The sequence below is a fragment of the Hymenobacter sp. genome (genome assembly GCF_036388155.1).
GTDB lineage: Bacteria > Bacteroidota > Bacteroidia > Cytophagales > Hymenobacteraceae > Hymenobacter.
This window is the reverse complement of record NZ_DASVSI010000112.1, coordinates 1-15305: the sequence shown is the minus strand read 5'-3', so window position 1 is coordinate 15305 and position 15305 is coordinate 1. Positions and strand designations below refer to the sequence as shown.

Genomic DNA, 15305 nt, shown 5'->3' with positions numbered 1-15305 from the left:
CCTAACAACTTAAAACGAGCAACTGACAACTAATTCACGTCAGGGCGTACAGCAAAATATTTACCCCAAACTTGGTGTTGTCTTCGGCCAGAAAGCGCTTATTGCGGAAGTCATAGTCCCACTCGCAGCCGTAGTCTTTGTTGGAATACAGCACCCCGATACGGCCCTTGATTTCCACCGCCTTCAGGTAGTCGTGCACCAAGTCGTCGCCCCAGCCATTGAGCTCAAAGCCGGTGTTGGGAGGGCCGTCTTTGAACTTGAAAAACTGCGAGTAAATGGGGTGGGTCTTGGGGATTTTCTTGAGGGCGCCAGCGCCGAAGCACTGGCGCATCTGCTCCTCGAAGGAGCGGGCGAACAGGCCGTCGATGTCGTGGTTGCAGTCGTCCACGAACACGAAGCCGCCGTTGCGGACGTACTGGGTGAAGTTCTGTTTTTCGGCAGCAGAAAACTGCACCAGCCGGTGCCCCGAGAGGTAGCAAAACGGGTAGTTAAACAGCTCGGCGCTGTCCAGGGCCACCACTTTTTCCTTGGGGTCGACGGGCACGGTGGTGTACTGCACCAGCGAATGCAGCAAGTTGGCGGGCATCCGCTCGTCCACCGCGTCCCAGTCGCCGGAGTGGTATTTCAGGCGAACGAAAGTGAAAGGGGCAGCGGGCACGGCAGAGAAAATAGGGAAGAAAAAAAATCAGGCACGAGTAAGCGCGGCATTTTTTTTATAGCGTGTTGGAAATAAACCGGTTTCTTTTTCCGTTAAGAAATGGAAGCTTGGAGAATGTAGCGGCTGATTATCATATGCTTGTCACGGGCGAAACATTCTGGCGGCGCGCCATCGTAGGCAACTCAGAAGCCCACGGCAAACTGCCAGCCTAGTGCCCGGGTTTAACAAACCTCGTCTCCACATCCTACCTCACGTTTTCTATTCATGCTATGAAAAAGGCCCTGTTAATTGTTTTATTGAGTGTGTTCATGGTGCCGCTGGCGCAGGCCCAGCTGGGCATCAAAGGTGGCTTGAACGTGGCCGAGCTGACCGGTCGCGATGGCGAAAGCTCTTCCTACAAAGCGTTTTACCACGTTGGCGTTTTCTACCAAGCCAATGTCTTGGGTCCGCTGGCCATTCAGCCCGAGGTGCAGTATTCGGTGGCGGGTGGCAGCTTGAAATCTGCTTTCTCGGATTACGACAATGAGTTGCACTACCTCACGGTGCCGGTGCTGGCTAAGCTTACGGTGGGGCCGGTGTTTGTGGAAGCCGGCCCGCAGTTTGGAGTGCTGCTTAGCGCCAATCAATCGGGCAAGCTGCAAGTGGACCTTGCCCCCGACGGTACGCCCGCATACGGCAACGTGTCCCGCCCCGCCACGGGCAGCTTCAAGCGCGGCGACTTCAGCGTAGTGGGCGGCGTGGGCCTCAAACTGGCCAGCAACTTCTCGTTGGGCGGCCGCCTCGTCGCTGGGCTCAACGACATCAACGACGTGAAGAACCTGTCCGGCATCAACGACCCGCGCCTGCAAAACCGTGTGTTCCAACTGTATGCTGCCTTTCAATTTGGCGATGGGAAGTAGTAATGATTAATGTGCCTTATGGTTAGCCGACCGTCATGCTGAGCGCAGTCGAGGCATCTCTCCTGCAATACTAAATGCACGGTAGAGATGCTTCGACTGCGCTCAGCATGACGGCCTTTAATGTTTTCTCACCTCTAAATGGCATCCGACAGGCTGGTGAAGGTGAAGTCGCGAATTTTGAGCGGCGGCACCAGGCAACCAGCCAGTCGCTGGGGCCGGCCAATGGCCTCGATGTTGTTGAGCATGATGATGGGGCTTTCGTTGAAGCGCAGGTTCTTGATGGGGAACTTGATGGCCCCGTTCTCGATGTAGAACGTACCGTCCCGCGTCAGACCGGTGTAAAGCAGCGTTTGCGGGTCGACTTCACGGATGTACCATAGCCGCGTCACTAGGATGCCTTTGGCCGTGCCCTTGATGAGCTCGGCGGTGCTTTGGGTGCCGCCGGTCATCACGAAGCCGCTGGGGAAAGCTGTGGGCGTCACCTTGTTTTTCTGGGCCCAGAAGCGCGAGTACAGCAGGTTTTTCACCACGCCCTTCTCGACCCAGTTGATGCGCTTGGTGGGCAGGCCGTCGTTGTCGAAGGCGTTGCCGGGCACCTCGGCGTTCAACGGGTCGGAGTAGATGGTCACCCGCTCATCGAACAGCTTTTCGCCTTTGCGGTTGCCGCCGCCTTTCTTGGTCATGAAGCTGCGGCCCTCGTCGGCAGAGCGGGCGTCCAAGCCATACAGCAGCCCGCCAAGTAGCGACAGGTCGCCGCCGTCCATGAGGGCAGCTGGCTCCAGAATGACGGTGTATTTACCTGGCTCAATGGCCTTGGCGTTCACCGAGCCTAGGGCTTTGTCGGCGGCGCGCTGGGTGAGGGCTTTGGCGTTGAGCTTGGCCGGGTCTGTAAAGTCGGCAATGGCGTAGCCCGAGCCCCGGCCATCGGACGTGCGCACCGTCACCGAGAAGTCGGTGTTGGTGGACTGCTGGTAAGCCTCCAGCCCTTTAGAATTGCGAATTGCTTGGAACCGGGTGCCACCGTCGATGAAGCCGGCCGCGGCCAGGTTCTTCGCCGCGCACAGCGTCATGCTGTCGGCGGCGGCTTGGGCCCGGCTGGCGGCCGTGAACTGCGTGGTAGCGGCGGCAGGAGGGTTGAGGTAGGTTTGCGGCCCGAGCAGGGCCACGTACTCGGGGCTTTCGGGAGCGAGCTTGGCGATTTCCTCGGCTCGCTGCACGCAGCGGCGCAGCGTGGCGTCGTCAAACTCGTTGCACGTTGCAATGCCGGAGCGTTTGCCGAAGCGCGCTTCCACGGCCAGCGTCGCAGAGTCCTGGGCGCCGGCCGTGCTCACGCTGTTGCGCGCGTACCGGATGTTGCCCGTAGTGCGCCCGTTGAGGGAAGCCTCACATTCGTCGGCAGTGCTGAAACTGAGGACTTTCTTGAGCAAGGCCTGGGCCTCGTCTTTAGATAAAATAGCCATGATGCGTTGCAGAAATGAGGACGGTGAGGACTAGACTTTCCGGGCGGTGTTGATGACATTCACGCCGTTGAAGCGCGTGGTAGCCGACCCGTGGCTCACCGACGACACTTGCGAGGGCTGGCCCTTGCCGTCGAAGAACGTGCCGTAGAGGCGGTAGTCGCTCTGGTCGCAGCTGCCCGCGCAAGCACCCCAAAACTCCTGAGTGTTCGACTGGTAGGCCACGTCCTCAAGGGGCTCCGTGATTTTGCCCTTCTCAATGGCGAAGAACAATTGGCCGCCGAACTGGAAGTTGTAGCGCTGCTGGTCGATGGAGAACGAGCCCGCGCCGGCAATGTAAATGCCCTTGTCGACGCCCTTAATCATGTCTTCCACGCTACGTTTCTGCTGGCCGGGGCGCAGGCTGATGTTGGGCATGCGCTGGAACTGCACGTCTTCCCACGACTGGGCATAGCAGCAACCGTCCGATTCCTTCTGCCCCACCATGTGGGCCTGGTCCCGGATTTTCTGGTAGTTCACCAGCTTGCCTTCTTTGATGATGTCCCATTCGCGGGTTTTCACGCCCTCGTCGTCGTAGCCCACCATGCCCACTGAACCAGGTTGCAGCTTGTCGGCCACAATGTTCACTTCCTTCGAGCCGTAGGGTAGGTTCTTCGCCTTCCATTCTAAAGTGGCAAAGCTGGTGCCCGCAAAGTTGGCCTCGTAGCCCAGCACGCGGTCGAGCTCGGTGGGGTGGCCCACGCTCTCGTGAATCGTCAAGCCCAAGTGGCTGGGGTCAAGCACGAGGTCGTACTTGCCGGGTACGACCGATTTCATGGTGAGCTTCTGCTTAGCCTGCTTGCCAGCCAGAGCGGCGTCGGCAATCATGTCGTAGCGCAGCTTGTAGCCCACGGTGTTGGTGCCCTGGGGGCCGGCCACCTGCTCGGCCACGTTGGGCACGAGGTACTCGTAGCCCAAGCCCACCGGCGAACTCAACGACTCCCGCGAGCGGAACTTGCCGGTCTTGGTGTCTACGGCCGTGGCGCTAAAGGTGGGCCACAGGCGGTGCACGTCTTGGTCGATGTAGGAGCCGTCGGTGCTGGCGAAGTACTTCTGCTCGTTGATTTGGAAGAGGCCGGAGTTAACGTAGTTGGCGCCGTTGTCGAGCGCCGCGGCGTTGGCGGCCAATAGCAGCTCTACTTTCTGCTTCACCGGCACCTCGAAGGCGTTCTGTTGCAGGGGGGTTTTCCAGCTCACTTCGCCGTAGCCTTGCTGCGGGGCCAGCTGCACGGGCTCTTTCTGCACCAAGCGGTTGGCCTTGGCAATGTCGGCGGCAATGCGGGCGGTGGCGGCTAGGCTGGCCTCCGTCACCATGCTCGTTGAGGCAAAACCCCAGCAGCCGTTCACCAGCACCCGAATGCCCACGCCGTAGCTTTCCGTGCTCACGATGTTCTGCACCTGCTTCTCGCGGGTGAAGACGTACTGGTTGAGGTAACGGCCAATGCGCACGTCGGCGTAGCTGGCGCCCGCGCTTTTGGCAGCATTGAGTGCCGCGTCGGCCAGCCGCTTTTTCAGGATGACATCCGCGCCGGGCTCCAGCAGGCGGGAAGGGTCAACCCGCGTGTGGCCGAAGCCGGGCAGGTTGGGCAGCAGGAGGGCTCCAGTCGCAAGGCTGGTAAGGCCAACAAAGTCTCGACGATTCATGGTTGCAGATTTAGGCGTGGGGTAAGGGACATGAAAAAGCCGTCCCGTTGCGCTTACCGAAACAGGACGGCTTTGGGAACAATGCTACACAGCGTCCGACAGGCTGGTGAAGGTGAAGTCGCGAATCTTCAACGGCGGAATCAAGTTACCGCCCAACCGCACCGGTTTGCCAATGGCTTCCAGGTTATTGAGCATGATGATGGGGCTCTCGTTGAAGCGGAAGTTCTTCACCGGGAATTTGATGGCGCCGTTCTCGATGTAGAACGTTCCGTCCCGCGTCAGGCCGGTGTAGAGCAGCGTCTGCGGGTCAACCGGGCGGATGTACCACAGGCGCGTTACCAAAATGCCTTTAGCGGTGCCTTTGATGAGGTCGGCAGTGGTTTGGGTGCCTCCTTCCATAATCCAGCCGCCGGGAGGGGGCAGGTCCGGAATGCCGGCCTTTTGCGCCCAGAAGCGCGAGGAGTACAGGTTTTTCACCACGCCTTTCTCAATCCAGGTCACGCGTTTCTGCGGACGGCCATCGCCCGAGAACATCAGGTTCGGAATTTCCGCGTTCATCGGGTCGGAGTAGATGGTCACCCGTTCGTCGAACAGCTTCTCGCCCTTGCGGTTGCCGCCGCCCTTTTTGCTCAGGAAGCTGCGGCCTTCGTCGGCGTTGCGCGCGTCGAAGCTGCTCATTAAGGCGGCCATGAGCGAGGTGTCAACGTTCGATACCAGGGCGTTAGGCTCGAGAATAACGGTGTACTTCCCGGGCTCCAAAGCGCGGGCTTTCATCGAGGAAGACGCCTTTTCGGCGGCTACGCGGGTGAGGCGGGCGGCGTCGAACTTACCGGCGTCGGTGTAGTCGGCAGCAGCGTAGCCCGAACCGGTGCCATCGGGGGTTCGCACCGTCACGGAGAACTCCACGTTGGTGAACTGCTGGTATGCCTCCAAGCCTTTGGAGTTGCGCTTGGCTACGAAGCCGGCCGAGTCCTCCAGGAAGGCGGCCGAGCTCAGCTTGCGCTGGTCGCACAGGCCCGTGCTGGCGCCCATTTGCTGGGCCCGGTAGTCGGGGGTGATGGCGGCCGTGGCCTGAGCAAAAGCTTTGCTGCCGGCGCCGTACTGCTGGGGGCCGAGCAGAGGCATGTACTCGGGGCTTTCGGGGGCGAGCTTGGCGATTTCCTCGGCCCGCTGCACGCAACGGCGCAGCGTGGCGTCGTCGAACTCGTTGCACGTCGCCGTGCCGCTGCGTTTGCCGAAGCGCGATTGCACCGCCAACGACACGTTGTCGACGGCGCCGGCCGTGCTGATGGTGTTGCGAGCCGACCGCACGTTGCCGCCGATTTGGCCATTGAGGGTCACCTCGCACTCGTCGGCCGTGCTGAAGCTCAGCACTTTTTTGAGAATGGCCTGGGAGTCGTCTTTAGAAAGAATGGGCATGATTCAGAAAGCGAACGAATGAATTAACCGATTTTGCGGGCGGTGTTGATGACGTTGACGCCGTTGAAGCGCGTGGTGGCCGAGCCGTGGCTCACGGCCGAGCTCTGCGAAGGCTGGCCCTTGCCGTCGTTGAAGGCGCCGAACAAGCGGTAGTCGCTCTGGTCACAAACCGCCGAGCAGGAATTCCAGAACTCCTGGGTGTTGGCTTGGTAGGCCACGTCCTCGAGCATCTCGGTGATTTTGCCTTTCTCGATGGCGTAGAACACCTGCCCGCCAAACTGGAAGTTGTAGCGCTGCTGGTCGATGGAGAACGAACCGTTGCCGGCAATGTAAATGCCTTTGTCCACGTTCTTGATGAGCTCATCCACGCTCAACTTGTCCTTACCGGGTTGCAGGCTCACGTTGGGCATGCGCTGGAACTGTACGTCCTGCCACGACTGCGAATAGCAGCAACCGTCCGACTCGTTCTGGCCCACCATGTGCGCCTGGTCGCGAATCTTTTCGTAGTCCACCAGTTTGCCTTCCCGGATGAGGTCCCACTGCTTGGTCTTCACACCTTCATCGTCGTAGCCAACCGCGCCGAGCGAGCCGGGCTGCAGCTTGTCGGCCACAATGTTCACCAGCTTCGAGCCATAGGGAATGTTCTTCGCCTTCCACTCCAGCGTGGCGAAAGAAGTGCCAGCGTAGTTGGCCTCGTAGCCCAGCACGCGGTCCAACTCCAGCGGGTGGCCCACCGATTCGTGGATGGTCAGGCCCAGGTGGTGGGGGTCCAGCACGAGGTCGTACTTGCCCGGCACTACCGACTTCGCCGTCAGTTTTTGCTTGACTTGCTTGGTGGCGGCGGCCACATCTTCCAGCATGTCGTAGCTGTTTTTGTAGCCAATTACGTCGGAGCCCGCCGGGCCCGCCACCTTGTCGGCGGCCTTCGGGGTGAGGTATTCATAGCCCAAGCCCATGGGCGAGCTGAGCGCCTGCCGAGTTCGGAATTTGCCCGAAGCGCGGTCAATGGCCGTCACGCCGAAGCTGGGGTAAATGCGGTGAATGTCCTGGTCGATGTACGAGCCATCGGTGCTGGCGAAGTACTTCTGCTCGTTAACCTGCGACAATATGGAGTTGACAAAAGATGCTCCGAGTTCCAATGCTTTCGCATTGACGCTCAGTAGTAAGTCAACCTTGTCCTTAATCGCAACTTCAAATGCGTTTTGCTGAATGGGTGCCTTCCAGGAAACTTCGCCGTGGCCTTTTACCGGAGCCAGTTTCACTTGCTCTTTCTGCACCTTGGAGTTGGCTTTGGCAATTTGCACGGCCAACTGCGCGGCCTTGGCAATGCCGGCTTCGGTCACGGTGTTGGTGGCGGCGAAGCCCCAAGTGCCGTTCGCAATCACGCGGATGCCCACGCCGTAGCTCTCGGTGCTGGCAATGCCCTGCACCTGTTTCTCGCGGGTGAACACGCTTTGGTTGAGGTAGCGGCCAATGCGCACGTCGGCGTAAGTAGCGCCCGCGCTTTTGGCCGCGTTCAAGCCGGCATCTGCGAGGCGCTTCTTCGTGGCAGCATCGGCGCCGGGCTCTAGCAAGCGGGCAGGGTCCACCAAGTCGCCGGCGAAGCCAGGAATGCTGGGCAAGAACATGGCGCCGGCCGCCAGGCCGGTGAGTCCAACAAAGTCGCGTCTTTTCATAAGAGGAAAGTAGCGCGGACTTTTAGTCCGCGAATAAACAAGTGGTTGTATGGTGCAACGGTCAGGTACAAGCGCGGACTAAAAGTCCACGCTACACGGCGTCAGAAAGGCTGGTGAAGGTGAAGTCCCGGATTTTGAGCGGCGGCACCAGGTTGCCACTCAAGCGCACCGGCTTGCCCAGCGCCTCCAAGTTGTTGAGCATGATGACAGGGCTTTCGTTGAAGCGGAAATTCTTCACCGGAAACTTGATTTTCCCATTCTCGATGTAGAAAGTTCCGTCCCGGGTCAGGCCCGTATAGAGCAGCGTCTGCGGGTCGACGGCCCGGATGTAGTAAAGCCGGGTGACGAGAATGCCTTTGGCCGTGCCCTTGATGAGGTCGGCCGTGGATTGGGTGCCGCCTTCCATAATCCAGCCGCCGGGAGGGGGCAGGTCCGGAATGCCGGCCTTCTGCGCCCAAAAGCGCGAGGAGTAGAGGTTCTTCACCACGCCCTTCTCTATCCAAGTGGTTTTGGTGCGGGGGCGGCCGTCGCCGGCAAACGTGAGGTCGGGAACTTCCGCGTTCAAGGGGTCGGAGTAGATGGTCACCCGCTCGTCAAATACTTTGTCGCCCTTCTTACTGCCGCCGCCTTTCTTACTCAGGAAGCTGCGGCCTTCGTCGGCGTTGCGCGCGTCCATCGAGCGCATCATGTTCTGCAGCAAATCCACGGCTGCGGCCGGCTCCAGAATGACGGTGTATTTGCCTGGCTCGATGGCTTTAGCGCCCACCGAGGACGCGGCTTTCTCGGCGGCTACGCGGGTGAGGCGGGCGGCGTCGAACTTGGCCAAGTCGGTGTAGTTGGCAATGGCGTAGCCCGAGCCCGTCCCGTCCGGCGTGCGCACGGTGATAGAAAAGTCGAGGTTGGTGAACTGCTGATAAGCTTCCAATCCCTTGGAGTTACGCTTGGCAGTGAAGCCGGTCGAGTCGTTAAAGAAGCCCGCCGAACTCAGCTTTTTGGCTTCGCACAAGGCCATGCTGGCGCCAATCTGCTGGGCGCGGTAGTCGGGCGTGATGTCAGCGGTGCGCTGGGCAAATGCGGCCGGCGAGGCCAGGTATTTCTGCGGGCCCAGCAGGGGCACGTACTCCGGGCTTTCGGGGGCGAGCTTGGCGATTTCCTCAGCCCGCTGCACGCACCGGCGCAGCGTGGCGTCGTCGAACTCGTTGCAGGTGGCCACGCCGCTGCGCTTGCCAAACCGCGACTCCACCGCCAACGAAACATTGTCGGCCGCCCCAGCGGTGCTGATGGTGTTGCGGGCCGAGCGCACGTTGCCTTCGATGCTGCCGCTGAGGGTGGCATCGCACTCATCGGCGGTGCTGAAGCTCAATACTTTTTTGAGGATGGCTTGGGCTTCGGATTGGGAGAGTATTGCCATGGAGTTGAAAGTTTCTGAGATACGAAACTCCCCTCCTTACCAAGGAGGGGACGCTGGCGCGAAGCGGCAGCTGGGGTGGTTGTGGCGTCTGAATCGTTAGGACAACGCGTTCGGGTGTTGTTCAAATACTCCCTGTGGTGCCACCACCCCCGTTCGAGCCAAGGGCTCGAACATCCCCTCCTTGGTAAGGAGGGGAGTAGGTTATTTTGCTACCCGATTTTGCGGGCGGTGTTGATGACGTTGACGCCGTTGAAGCGCGTGGTGGCCGAGCCGTGGCTCACGGCCGATACCTGCGAGGGCTGGCCCTTGCCGTCGAAGAAAGAGCCGAACAGCCGGTAGTCGGATTCGTCGCAAATGGCCGAGCAGGAATTCCAGAACTCCTGGGTGTTGGCCTGGTAGGCCACGTCCTCGAGCATCTCGGTGATTTTGCCCTTCTCGATGGCGTAGAACACCTGCCCGCCGAACTGGAAGTTGTAGCGCTGCTGGTCGATGGAGTAGGAGCCCCGTCCTGCGATGTAGATGCCTTTGTCGACGCCCTTAATCATGTCGTCCACGCTCAGCTTGGCTTTGCCGGGTTGCAGGCTCACGTTGGGCATGCGCTGGAACTGTACCGAGTTCCAGGAGTCGGCGTAGCAGCAACCGTCCGATTCTTTCTGCCCCACAATGTGGGCTTGGTCCCGTATTTTCTGATAGTCGACCAGCGTACCTTCCTTGATGAGGTCCCACTGCTTGGTCTTGACGCCTTCATCATCATAGCCTACCGCGCCCAAAGAGCCGGGCTGCAGCTTGTCGGCTACAATGTTCACCAGCTTCGAGCCAAACGGGATTTTCTTGGCCTTCCACTCCAGGGTAGCAAAAGAGGTACCGGCGTAGTTGGCTTCGTAGCCCAGCACGCGGTCCAGTTCAGTGGGGTGGCCCACACTCTCGTGAATGGTCAAACCCAAATGGTTGGGGTCGAGCACCAAGTCGTATTTACCGGCAGTAACCGATTTGGCGCCCAGCTTTTGTTTGACTTGCTTGCCAGCCAAAGCGGCGTCTTCCAGCATGTCGTAACTGTTGCGGTAGCCAATGAGGCCTGTGCCTGCGGCGCCCGGAATCTTGTCGGCCGCTTTGGGCGTGAGGTACTCGTAGCCCAGGCCCATGGGGGCGCTGAGTGCGTCGCGGGTGCGGAATTTGCCCGTAGCACGGTCGATGCCCGTCGCGCTGAACGTGGGCCAGATGCGGTGCACATCCTGGTCGATGTACGACCCGTCGGTGCTGGCGAAATACTTCTGCTCGTTGATTTGAAACAGCGATGAATTGACGAACGAAGCGCCGTTTTCCAGTGCCTTGGCGTTGGCAGCCAGCAGCAACTCGGCTTTCTGGGCCACCGGCACTTCAAAAGCGTTTTGCTGAATGGGCGTTTTCCAGCTCACTTCGCCGTAGCCTTTCTGCGGGGCTAGCACCACCTTTTCCTTCTGGACTTTGGCGTTGGCTTTCGCAATGGCGACGGCCAGTTGGGCCGCTTTGGCCAGCCCGGCTTCGGTCACGGTGTTGGTGGCGGCAAAGCCCCAGGTGCCGTTGGCCAGCACCCGCACGCCGGCCCCAAAGCTTTCGCCGCTGGCGATGTTTTGCACCTGCTTTTCACGGGTGGCAATGCTCTGGTTGAGGTAGCGGCCGATGCGCACGTCCGCGTAAGTGGTGCCCGCGCTTTTGGCCGCGTTCAGGGCCGCGTCGGCCATTCGTTTTTTCAGGGCAGAATCAAGGCCGGGCTCCAGCAGGCGGGCCGGGTCTACGGGGGAGCCGCCTAAGCTGGGGAAGCTGGGCAGGAAGAGGGCACCGGCGGCAAGGCCGGATAGTCCCACAAAATCGCGTCGTTTCAAAGCTGGGTAAGGATTCGGAAATACGAGGAGCAGATTTGTAAAGATGGGTACAAATCTTAACTGAAAAGACAGGCAGCCCGCAACAACGTTGCGTCATTCGCTAAAAACTGCCCCGAATATTTGAAAATATTCAAAAGTACAATTTCGCATTTAGGCATGCATGATTCCGCAAATAATGCACCGCTAGGTCAATTATCCTCGTTTCTACTACATTTTTCTGGAATGGGCTATTCCTTCGGCGCTCTTTTACCAGCGTCGCTCCTTCACCTCAACCCGCAAAAATCAACTCTGCGCCTACTTCGGGCGCCAAGTCAGGCTCAGGCCAGTGCCGCCGGCAGGCGTCCACATGGGCGCAAAGCCAAGGTCGCGGCCAATGGGCTTGCGGCCCCAGCGGTTGCGGTGGCTCAGGTAGGCCAAGTGCGCCGAAAGGATGCCGAAGCCGGCGCCGGCCACCACGTCGGACTGCCAGTGCTTGGAGTTAATCATGCGCAGCGCCGCCACGCTGGTGGCAATGGTGTAAGCCCCGACGCCGTACCACTGGCTTTTGTCGCGAAACTCGGTGTGCACGATGCTGGCAGCCAAAAACGCCTGGGCCGTGTGGCCCGACGGGAAGGAGAGGTTGTCGGAGCCGTCGGGCCGCTCTTTGCGGCTGATGTATTTTACGGCGAAGGTGCTGGCCAGCATGATGGCCTCGCCCTTGGCGATGATGAGCAGGGTGTTGATGCGGTCGTTGCGCGACTCCACGCCCGCCAGCGCCACGGCGCCCAGCTCCAGGTAGGGCGCCACAAGCAAGATGTCGTCGAGCCGGGTGCGGTAGGTCGGGAAGAGTTTCCGAATGTCGCGGTTGGCGTCGGTATTGGTATAGAACCCGCCGCCATTGGAAGTGTAGAAGCCGTAGCCGATGAGGGCAGCCGGCACGATGGTCGCCCGAAAAAGCTTGCTCTTGTACCACTTTGCTTTGTCCGGCGACGACACCCCGGCCGGATTCTCGAATTTGTGCGTGGTGTCGGTGGGGACCGGAATAGGGCCCGGTAGCACTTGGCCAACAGCGGGATTCAGTCCGGAGACAACTAGCAATAGCACCGCCAGGCGGGGTAGCAGAATAGAACGCATGTAACGAATAGTTTGAAGGCCAACGAGCACAGACCACCAATTCATACGACGACTTAATGCAAACGTAACATTCGTTTTGGATGCAAAATGCAAGTAGCTGACAAGTGGAGTTTTACGACAATAAAAAGCTGTTACAAATTCTGCAGCGGCTTTTTATTGTCACCAAGCGAGGCACCTGTCAAGCGTCGCCATTCGCTATTGCCAGCTGCCGCCGAGGGCGCGCACCAGCAGCACGTTGTAGCGCAATTGCGCGGCCTGCGTTTGGGCCAAGGTGCGGGCAGCGTCCAGGGTTTGGCGGTCGGCGTCCACCACTTCGAAATAGTTGGTGAGGCCGCTGCGGTAGCGCACCTGCGTGAGGCGGCCGGCCTGGCGGGCCGCATGCAGGGCCCGCTGCTGCGCGGCTAACTGCGAAGCACTCAAGCGCAGGTTGGCCAGGGCCGTTTCCACGTCCTCGAAGGCGGTGAGCGCCGCGCCCCGGTACTGGGCTTCGAGCTCCCGGTATTGCGCCTGGGCCAGCTGCTCGTTGCCCTGCAGCCGGCCGCCGTTGAAAACGGGAATGGCCAGGCCGCCGCCCAAGTAATAGGTGAAGCCGTCGGCCAGCTGCGGCAGTTTGGCCAGGGTGGCGCTTTGCGGGCCAATGAAGCCGTTGAGCTGCACCGTGGGCAGGCGCGCGAGGTGCGCGGCGTCGGCGCGGGCGTTGGCGGCGGCGAGCTGGCGCTCGGCCCGGCGCAGGTCGGGGCGGCGGGCCAGGAGGGCGGCGGGCAGCGTCAGGGGCACTGCGGGGGCGGCGGGAAGGTCGCTGCCGGGCTTTGCTGCTAGCACAAAGCTGCTGGCGGGCTGCCCAACCACGGTGGCGAGAGCTGCCGCAACACCGGTGCGCTGGCGGGTCAGTTCCACCAAGCTGGCCTCGGTGTTGGCCAGTTCGGTCTGGGCGCGGCGGAACCCAATTTCATTGTCGACGCCGGCCTGGAAGCGGGCCTGGGTGAGCTGCACGTTCTGCACCCGCGCCAGGCGGGCGCTGTCGAGCACGGCCAGCTCGGCATCAAGGCCGCGCAGGTTGAAATAGTACGTAGCGGCATCGGCTGTGAGCGACAAGCGTATGGCCTGCACGTCGGCTTCGGCGGCGGCGGCATCGGCGCGGGCGGCCTGAATGTTGCGCCGAATGCGCCCCCACACGTCCACTTCGTAGCTCACGTTGAGGGGAACGAAATACTGGGTTTGCACCACCGGGTTGGCCGGTACGTCGAAGGGCACGGGCCGCAGGGCCGACAGCTGGGTGCGATAGGCCGACGGGGTGACCGTGACCTCGGGGCTGCGGTAGGAGTCGGCCACTTGCAGGCGCGCCCGGGCCTGGTCGACGCGCGCCAGCGCCGCCTGGGCCGAGAAGTTCTGGGCCAGCGCCTGCTCCTCTAGCTGAGACAGCACGGGGTCGTTGAAAATCGTCCACCAATTGGTTGCAGGCGCGGCGGGCGCCGGCTGCAGAGCTTCCACCGGAGGCGTCGCTTCCGCCACCGGTTGTGCCGCCGGCGCAGTACCGCCGAAGGCAGTCACGGGCGCATTGGCCCGCGTTTCGGCGGCCGTGGGAATGCGGGAGCCGGCCGTGTCGGCGGGCAGGGCTTGCTGCCAGGCGGTGGGCGTGCTCACGGCCGGCGGCTGGTAGTGCGAGGCCGTAGCACAGGCCCCAAGCAGCAGCGGCAAGCCCAGCAAAGAATGAGAGAAGCGAAAGGTCATTTAAGTTGTTAGTTGTTGGTTGTCAGTTGGTAGCCGTGCCCGAAGAAGTTTATGAAAACCAACAACCGACAATTTACAATTTACAACTAAGCTATTTCACTGGCGACGATACCCGTGGCGCGTCGGGGTCGTTGGGGCGGGGCGCGGGCGGTGGCGGCCCAGCAGGCTTGGCGGGCGCAGTGAAGGCTTTGGTGCGAACGGCGTCGCCCTCGGCCAGGGTTTCCGAGGGGTTGAGCACCAGGAGCTCGCCACCTTTCAGGCCTTCTGACACTTCAAGCTGCGAGCCGAAGTCGCGGCCGGTGGTAATGGGTTGGTAATGGATTTTGCCGTCCTGCACGGTGGCCACGCGGGCTTCGGTGCCGCCGGGCACCAAGGCGTTGGCGGGGATAATAACGGCCTGCGCCGTGCGGGGCAAATGGAACCGCACTTGGGCGTAGCTGCCGGGCCGCAGCTCGCCGCGCTCGTTGGGCACTTGCACTTCGGTGAGCAGGGTGCGGGTGTTGGGGTCGAGGGCGCCGGCGTCGCGCACCACTTTGCCAGCGAAGGCGCGACCGGCAAACTCCGGCACGAGGTAGTCGGCCCGCAAGCCGGTTTTGATGGCCGTGGCAAAGTTCTGCGGTACCTGCACGTAGGCTCGGAGCCGGTCGGTTTGCTCCAGCTTAAACAGCTGCGAGCCCGCGGCATTGCTGCTGTTCACCAGGCTGCCCACTTCCACGTTGCGCTGCGTGACAATGCCGCTGAACGGCGCCGTGACGCGCCGAAACCCTTGCTGCGCCAGCAACTGCTGCACGCCGGCTTGCTGGGCCGAATATTGGGCCCGGGCAGCATCCAATTCTTGCTTGGAAATGGCACCAGGCAGCGCAATGCCGGCCAAACGGTTGTAGCTGCTGCGGGCCAGGCCGAGGTTGGCACGGGCCTCGGCAATCTGCTGGTCGAGCTCGGGCGTGGTCACTTCGGCTAGCACTTGCCCGGCCTTCACGCGTTGCCCAATGTCGGCCGACCATGACTTGACAAAGCCGTTGGCGCGGGCAAACACGAAGGTCTCGCGGTTAGATTTGGTGTCGGCGGGCAGGGTGAGGGTGGTGGTGTCGGGCGCGGCTTTGGCCGTCGTCACGGTTACCGTGGGCACGGCGGAGGCCACTTCGCTGGCTTCGGCGTCGCGCGCCATTGCCTGCTTGTGGCGGGGCAGGTAGCCAAGCAAGAACAAGCCGCCAAACACCGCCAAAACGATGAAAACGAGCAGCCAAAAACGGCCGGAGCCGGTGGAAGTTGTGTCAGACATTAGTGAAATACTCAATCCAAATATGGGTTGTCATGCTGAGCGCAGCCGAAGCATCTCTACCGCAGTAGTAATCAGTTACTCTCGCAGTAGAGATGCTTCGGCTGCGCTCAGCAT

Annotated in this window: 11 protein-coding genes; 1 reads left to right on the top strand and 10 read right to left on the bottom strand. The window is 61.0% G+C overall.

The genetic code is table 11. The features are described from left to right. Window positions 1-34 precede the first annotated feature (34 nt). Entirely contained in the window at window positions 35-658 is a 624-nt protein-coding gene (locus tag VF629_RS15360) for a DUF4159 domain-containing protein (RefSeq protein WP_331059376.1), read from the bottom strand. A gap of 269 nt (window positions 659-927) precedes the next feature. Here VF629_RS15360 and VF629_RS15355 point away from each other — a divergent pair, with 269 nt between their 5' ends. After that, window positions 928-1557, top strand: a complete 630-nt coding sequence (locus VF629_RS15355) for a porin family protein (protein WP_331059375.1) — start codon at window positions 928-930, stop codon at window positions 1555-1557. Window positions 1558-1691: 134 nt separating this feature from the next. On the opposite strand, the gene VF629_RS15350 is transcribed toward VF629_RS15355, so the two are convergent. From VF629_RS15350 to VF629_RS15310, 9 genes are all read right to left on the bottom strand, one after another. Further along, window positions 1692-3017, bottom strand: coding sequence for a TldD/PmbA family protein (locus VF629_RS15350; protein ID WP_331059374.1), 1326 nt, complete (start codon window positions 3015-3017; stop codon window positions 1692-1694). A 30-nt stretch (window positions 3018-3047) separates the two neighbouring features. Then, window positions 3048-4697, bottom strand: a complete 1650-nt coding sequence (locus VF629_RS15345; RefSeq protein WP_331059373.1) for a TldD/PmbA family protein — start codon at window positions 4695-4697, stop codon at window positions 3048-3050. Window positions 4698-4781: 84 nt separating this feature from the next. Then, a complete protein-coding gene (locus VF629_RS15340) occupies window positions 4782-6116 on the bottom strand; it encodes a TldD/PmbA family protein (protein WP_331059372.1) in 1335 nt (444 codons plus the stop codon). A 23-nt stretch (window positions 6117-6139) separates the two neighbouring features. Continuing rightward, window positions 6140-7792: a TldD/PmbA family protein gene (locus VF629_RS15335; protein ID WP_331059371.1), complete on the bottom strand. Its 1653-nt coding sequence runs from the start codon at window positions 7790-7792 to the stop codon at window positions 6140-6142. Window positions 7793-7883: 91 nt separating this feature from the next. Beyond that, window positions 7884-9203, bottom strand: a complete 1320-nt coding sequence (locus VF629_RS15330; protein WP_331059370.1) for a TldD/PmbA family protein — start codon at window positions 9201-9203, stop codon at window positions 7884-7886. Between the two features lie 209 nt (window positions 9204-9412). Continuing rightward, window positions 9413-11065, bottom strand: a complete 1653-nt coding sequence (locus VF629_RS15325) for a TldD/PmbA family protein (protein ID WP_331059369.1) — start codon at window positions 11063-11065, stop codon at window positions 9413-9415. 294 nt (window positions 11066-11359) lie between these two features. After that, window positions 11360-12178: a phosphatase PAP2 family protein gene (locus VF629_RS15320; protein WP_331059368.1), complete on the bottom strand. Its 819-nt coding sequence runs from the start codon at window positions 12176-12178 to the stop codon at window positions 11360-11362. 195 nt (window positions 12179-12373) lie between these two features. Then, window positions 12374-13909 (bottom strand): efflux transporter outer membrane subunit, encoded by a 1536-nt coding sequence (locus VF629_RS15315; RefSeq protein ID WP_331059367.1) that lies wholly within the window; start codon window positions 13907-13909, stop codon window positions 12374-12376. 91 nt (window positions 13910-14000) lie between these two features. Then, window positions 14001-15191, bottom strand: coding sequence for an efflux RND transporter periplasmic adaptor subunit (locus VF629_RS15310; protein WP_331059366.1), 1191 nt, complete (start codon window positions 15189-15191; stop codon window positions 14001-14003). Window positions 15192-15305 lie beyond the last annotated feature (114 nt).

Bases quoted from the DNA above. Each gene is read 5' to 3' on its own strand.
- VF629_RS15355 (WP_331059375.1), top strand. From the start codon at position 928: ATGAAAAAGGCCCTGTTAATTGTTTTATTGAGTGTGTTCATGGTGCCG.
- VF629_RS15350 (WP_331059374.1), bottom strand. From the start codon at position 3,017: ATGGCTATTTTATCTAAAGACGAGGCCCAGGCCTTGCTCAAGAAAGTC.
- VF629_RS15345 (WP_331059373.1), bottom strand. From the start codon at position 4,697: ATGAATCGTCGAGACTTTGTTGGCCTTACCAGCCTTGCGACTGGAGCC.
- VF629_RS15340 (WP_331059372.1), bottom strand. From the start codon at position 6,116: ATGCCCATTCTTTCTAAAGACGACTCCCAGGCCATTCTCAAAAAAGTG.
- VF629_RS15335 (WP_331059371.1), bottom strand. From the start codon at position 7,792: ATGAAAAGACGCGACTTTGTTGGACTCACCGGCCTGGCGGCCGGCGCC.
- VF629_RS15330 (WP_331059370.1), bottom strand. From the start codon at position 9,203: ATGGCAATACTCTCCCAATCCGAAGCCCAAGCCATCCTCAAAAAAGTA.
- VF629_RS15320 (WP_331059368.1), bottom strand. From the start codon at position 12,178: ATGCGTTCTATTCTGCTACCCCGCCTGGCGGTGCTATTGCTAGTTGTC.
- VF629_RS15315 (WP_331059367.1), bottom strand. From the start codon at position 13,909: ATGACCTTTCGCTTCTCTCATTCTTTGCTGGGCTTGCCGCTGCTGCTT.
- VF629_RS15310 (WP_331059366.1), bottom strand. From the start codon at position 15,191: ATGTCTGACACAACTTCCACCGGCTCCGGCCGTTTTTGGCTGCTCGTT.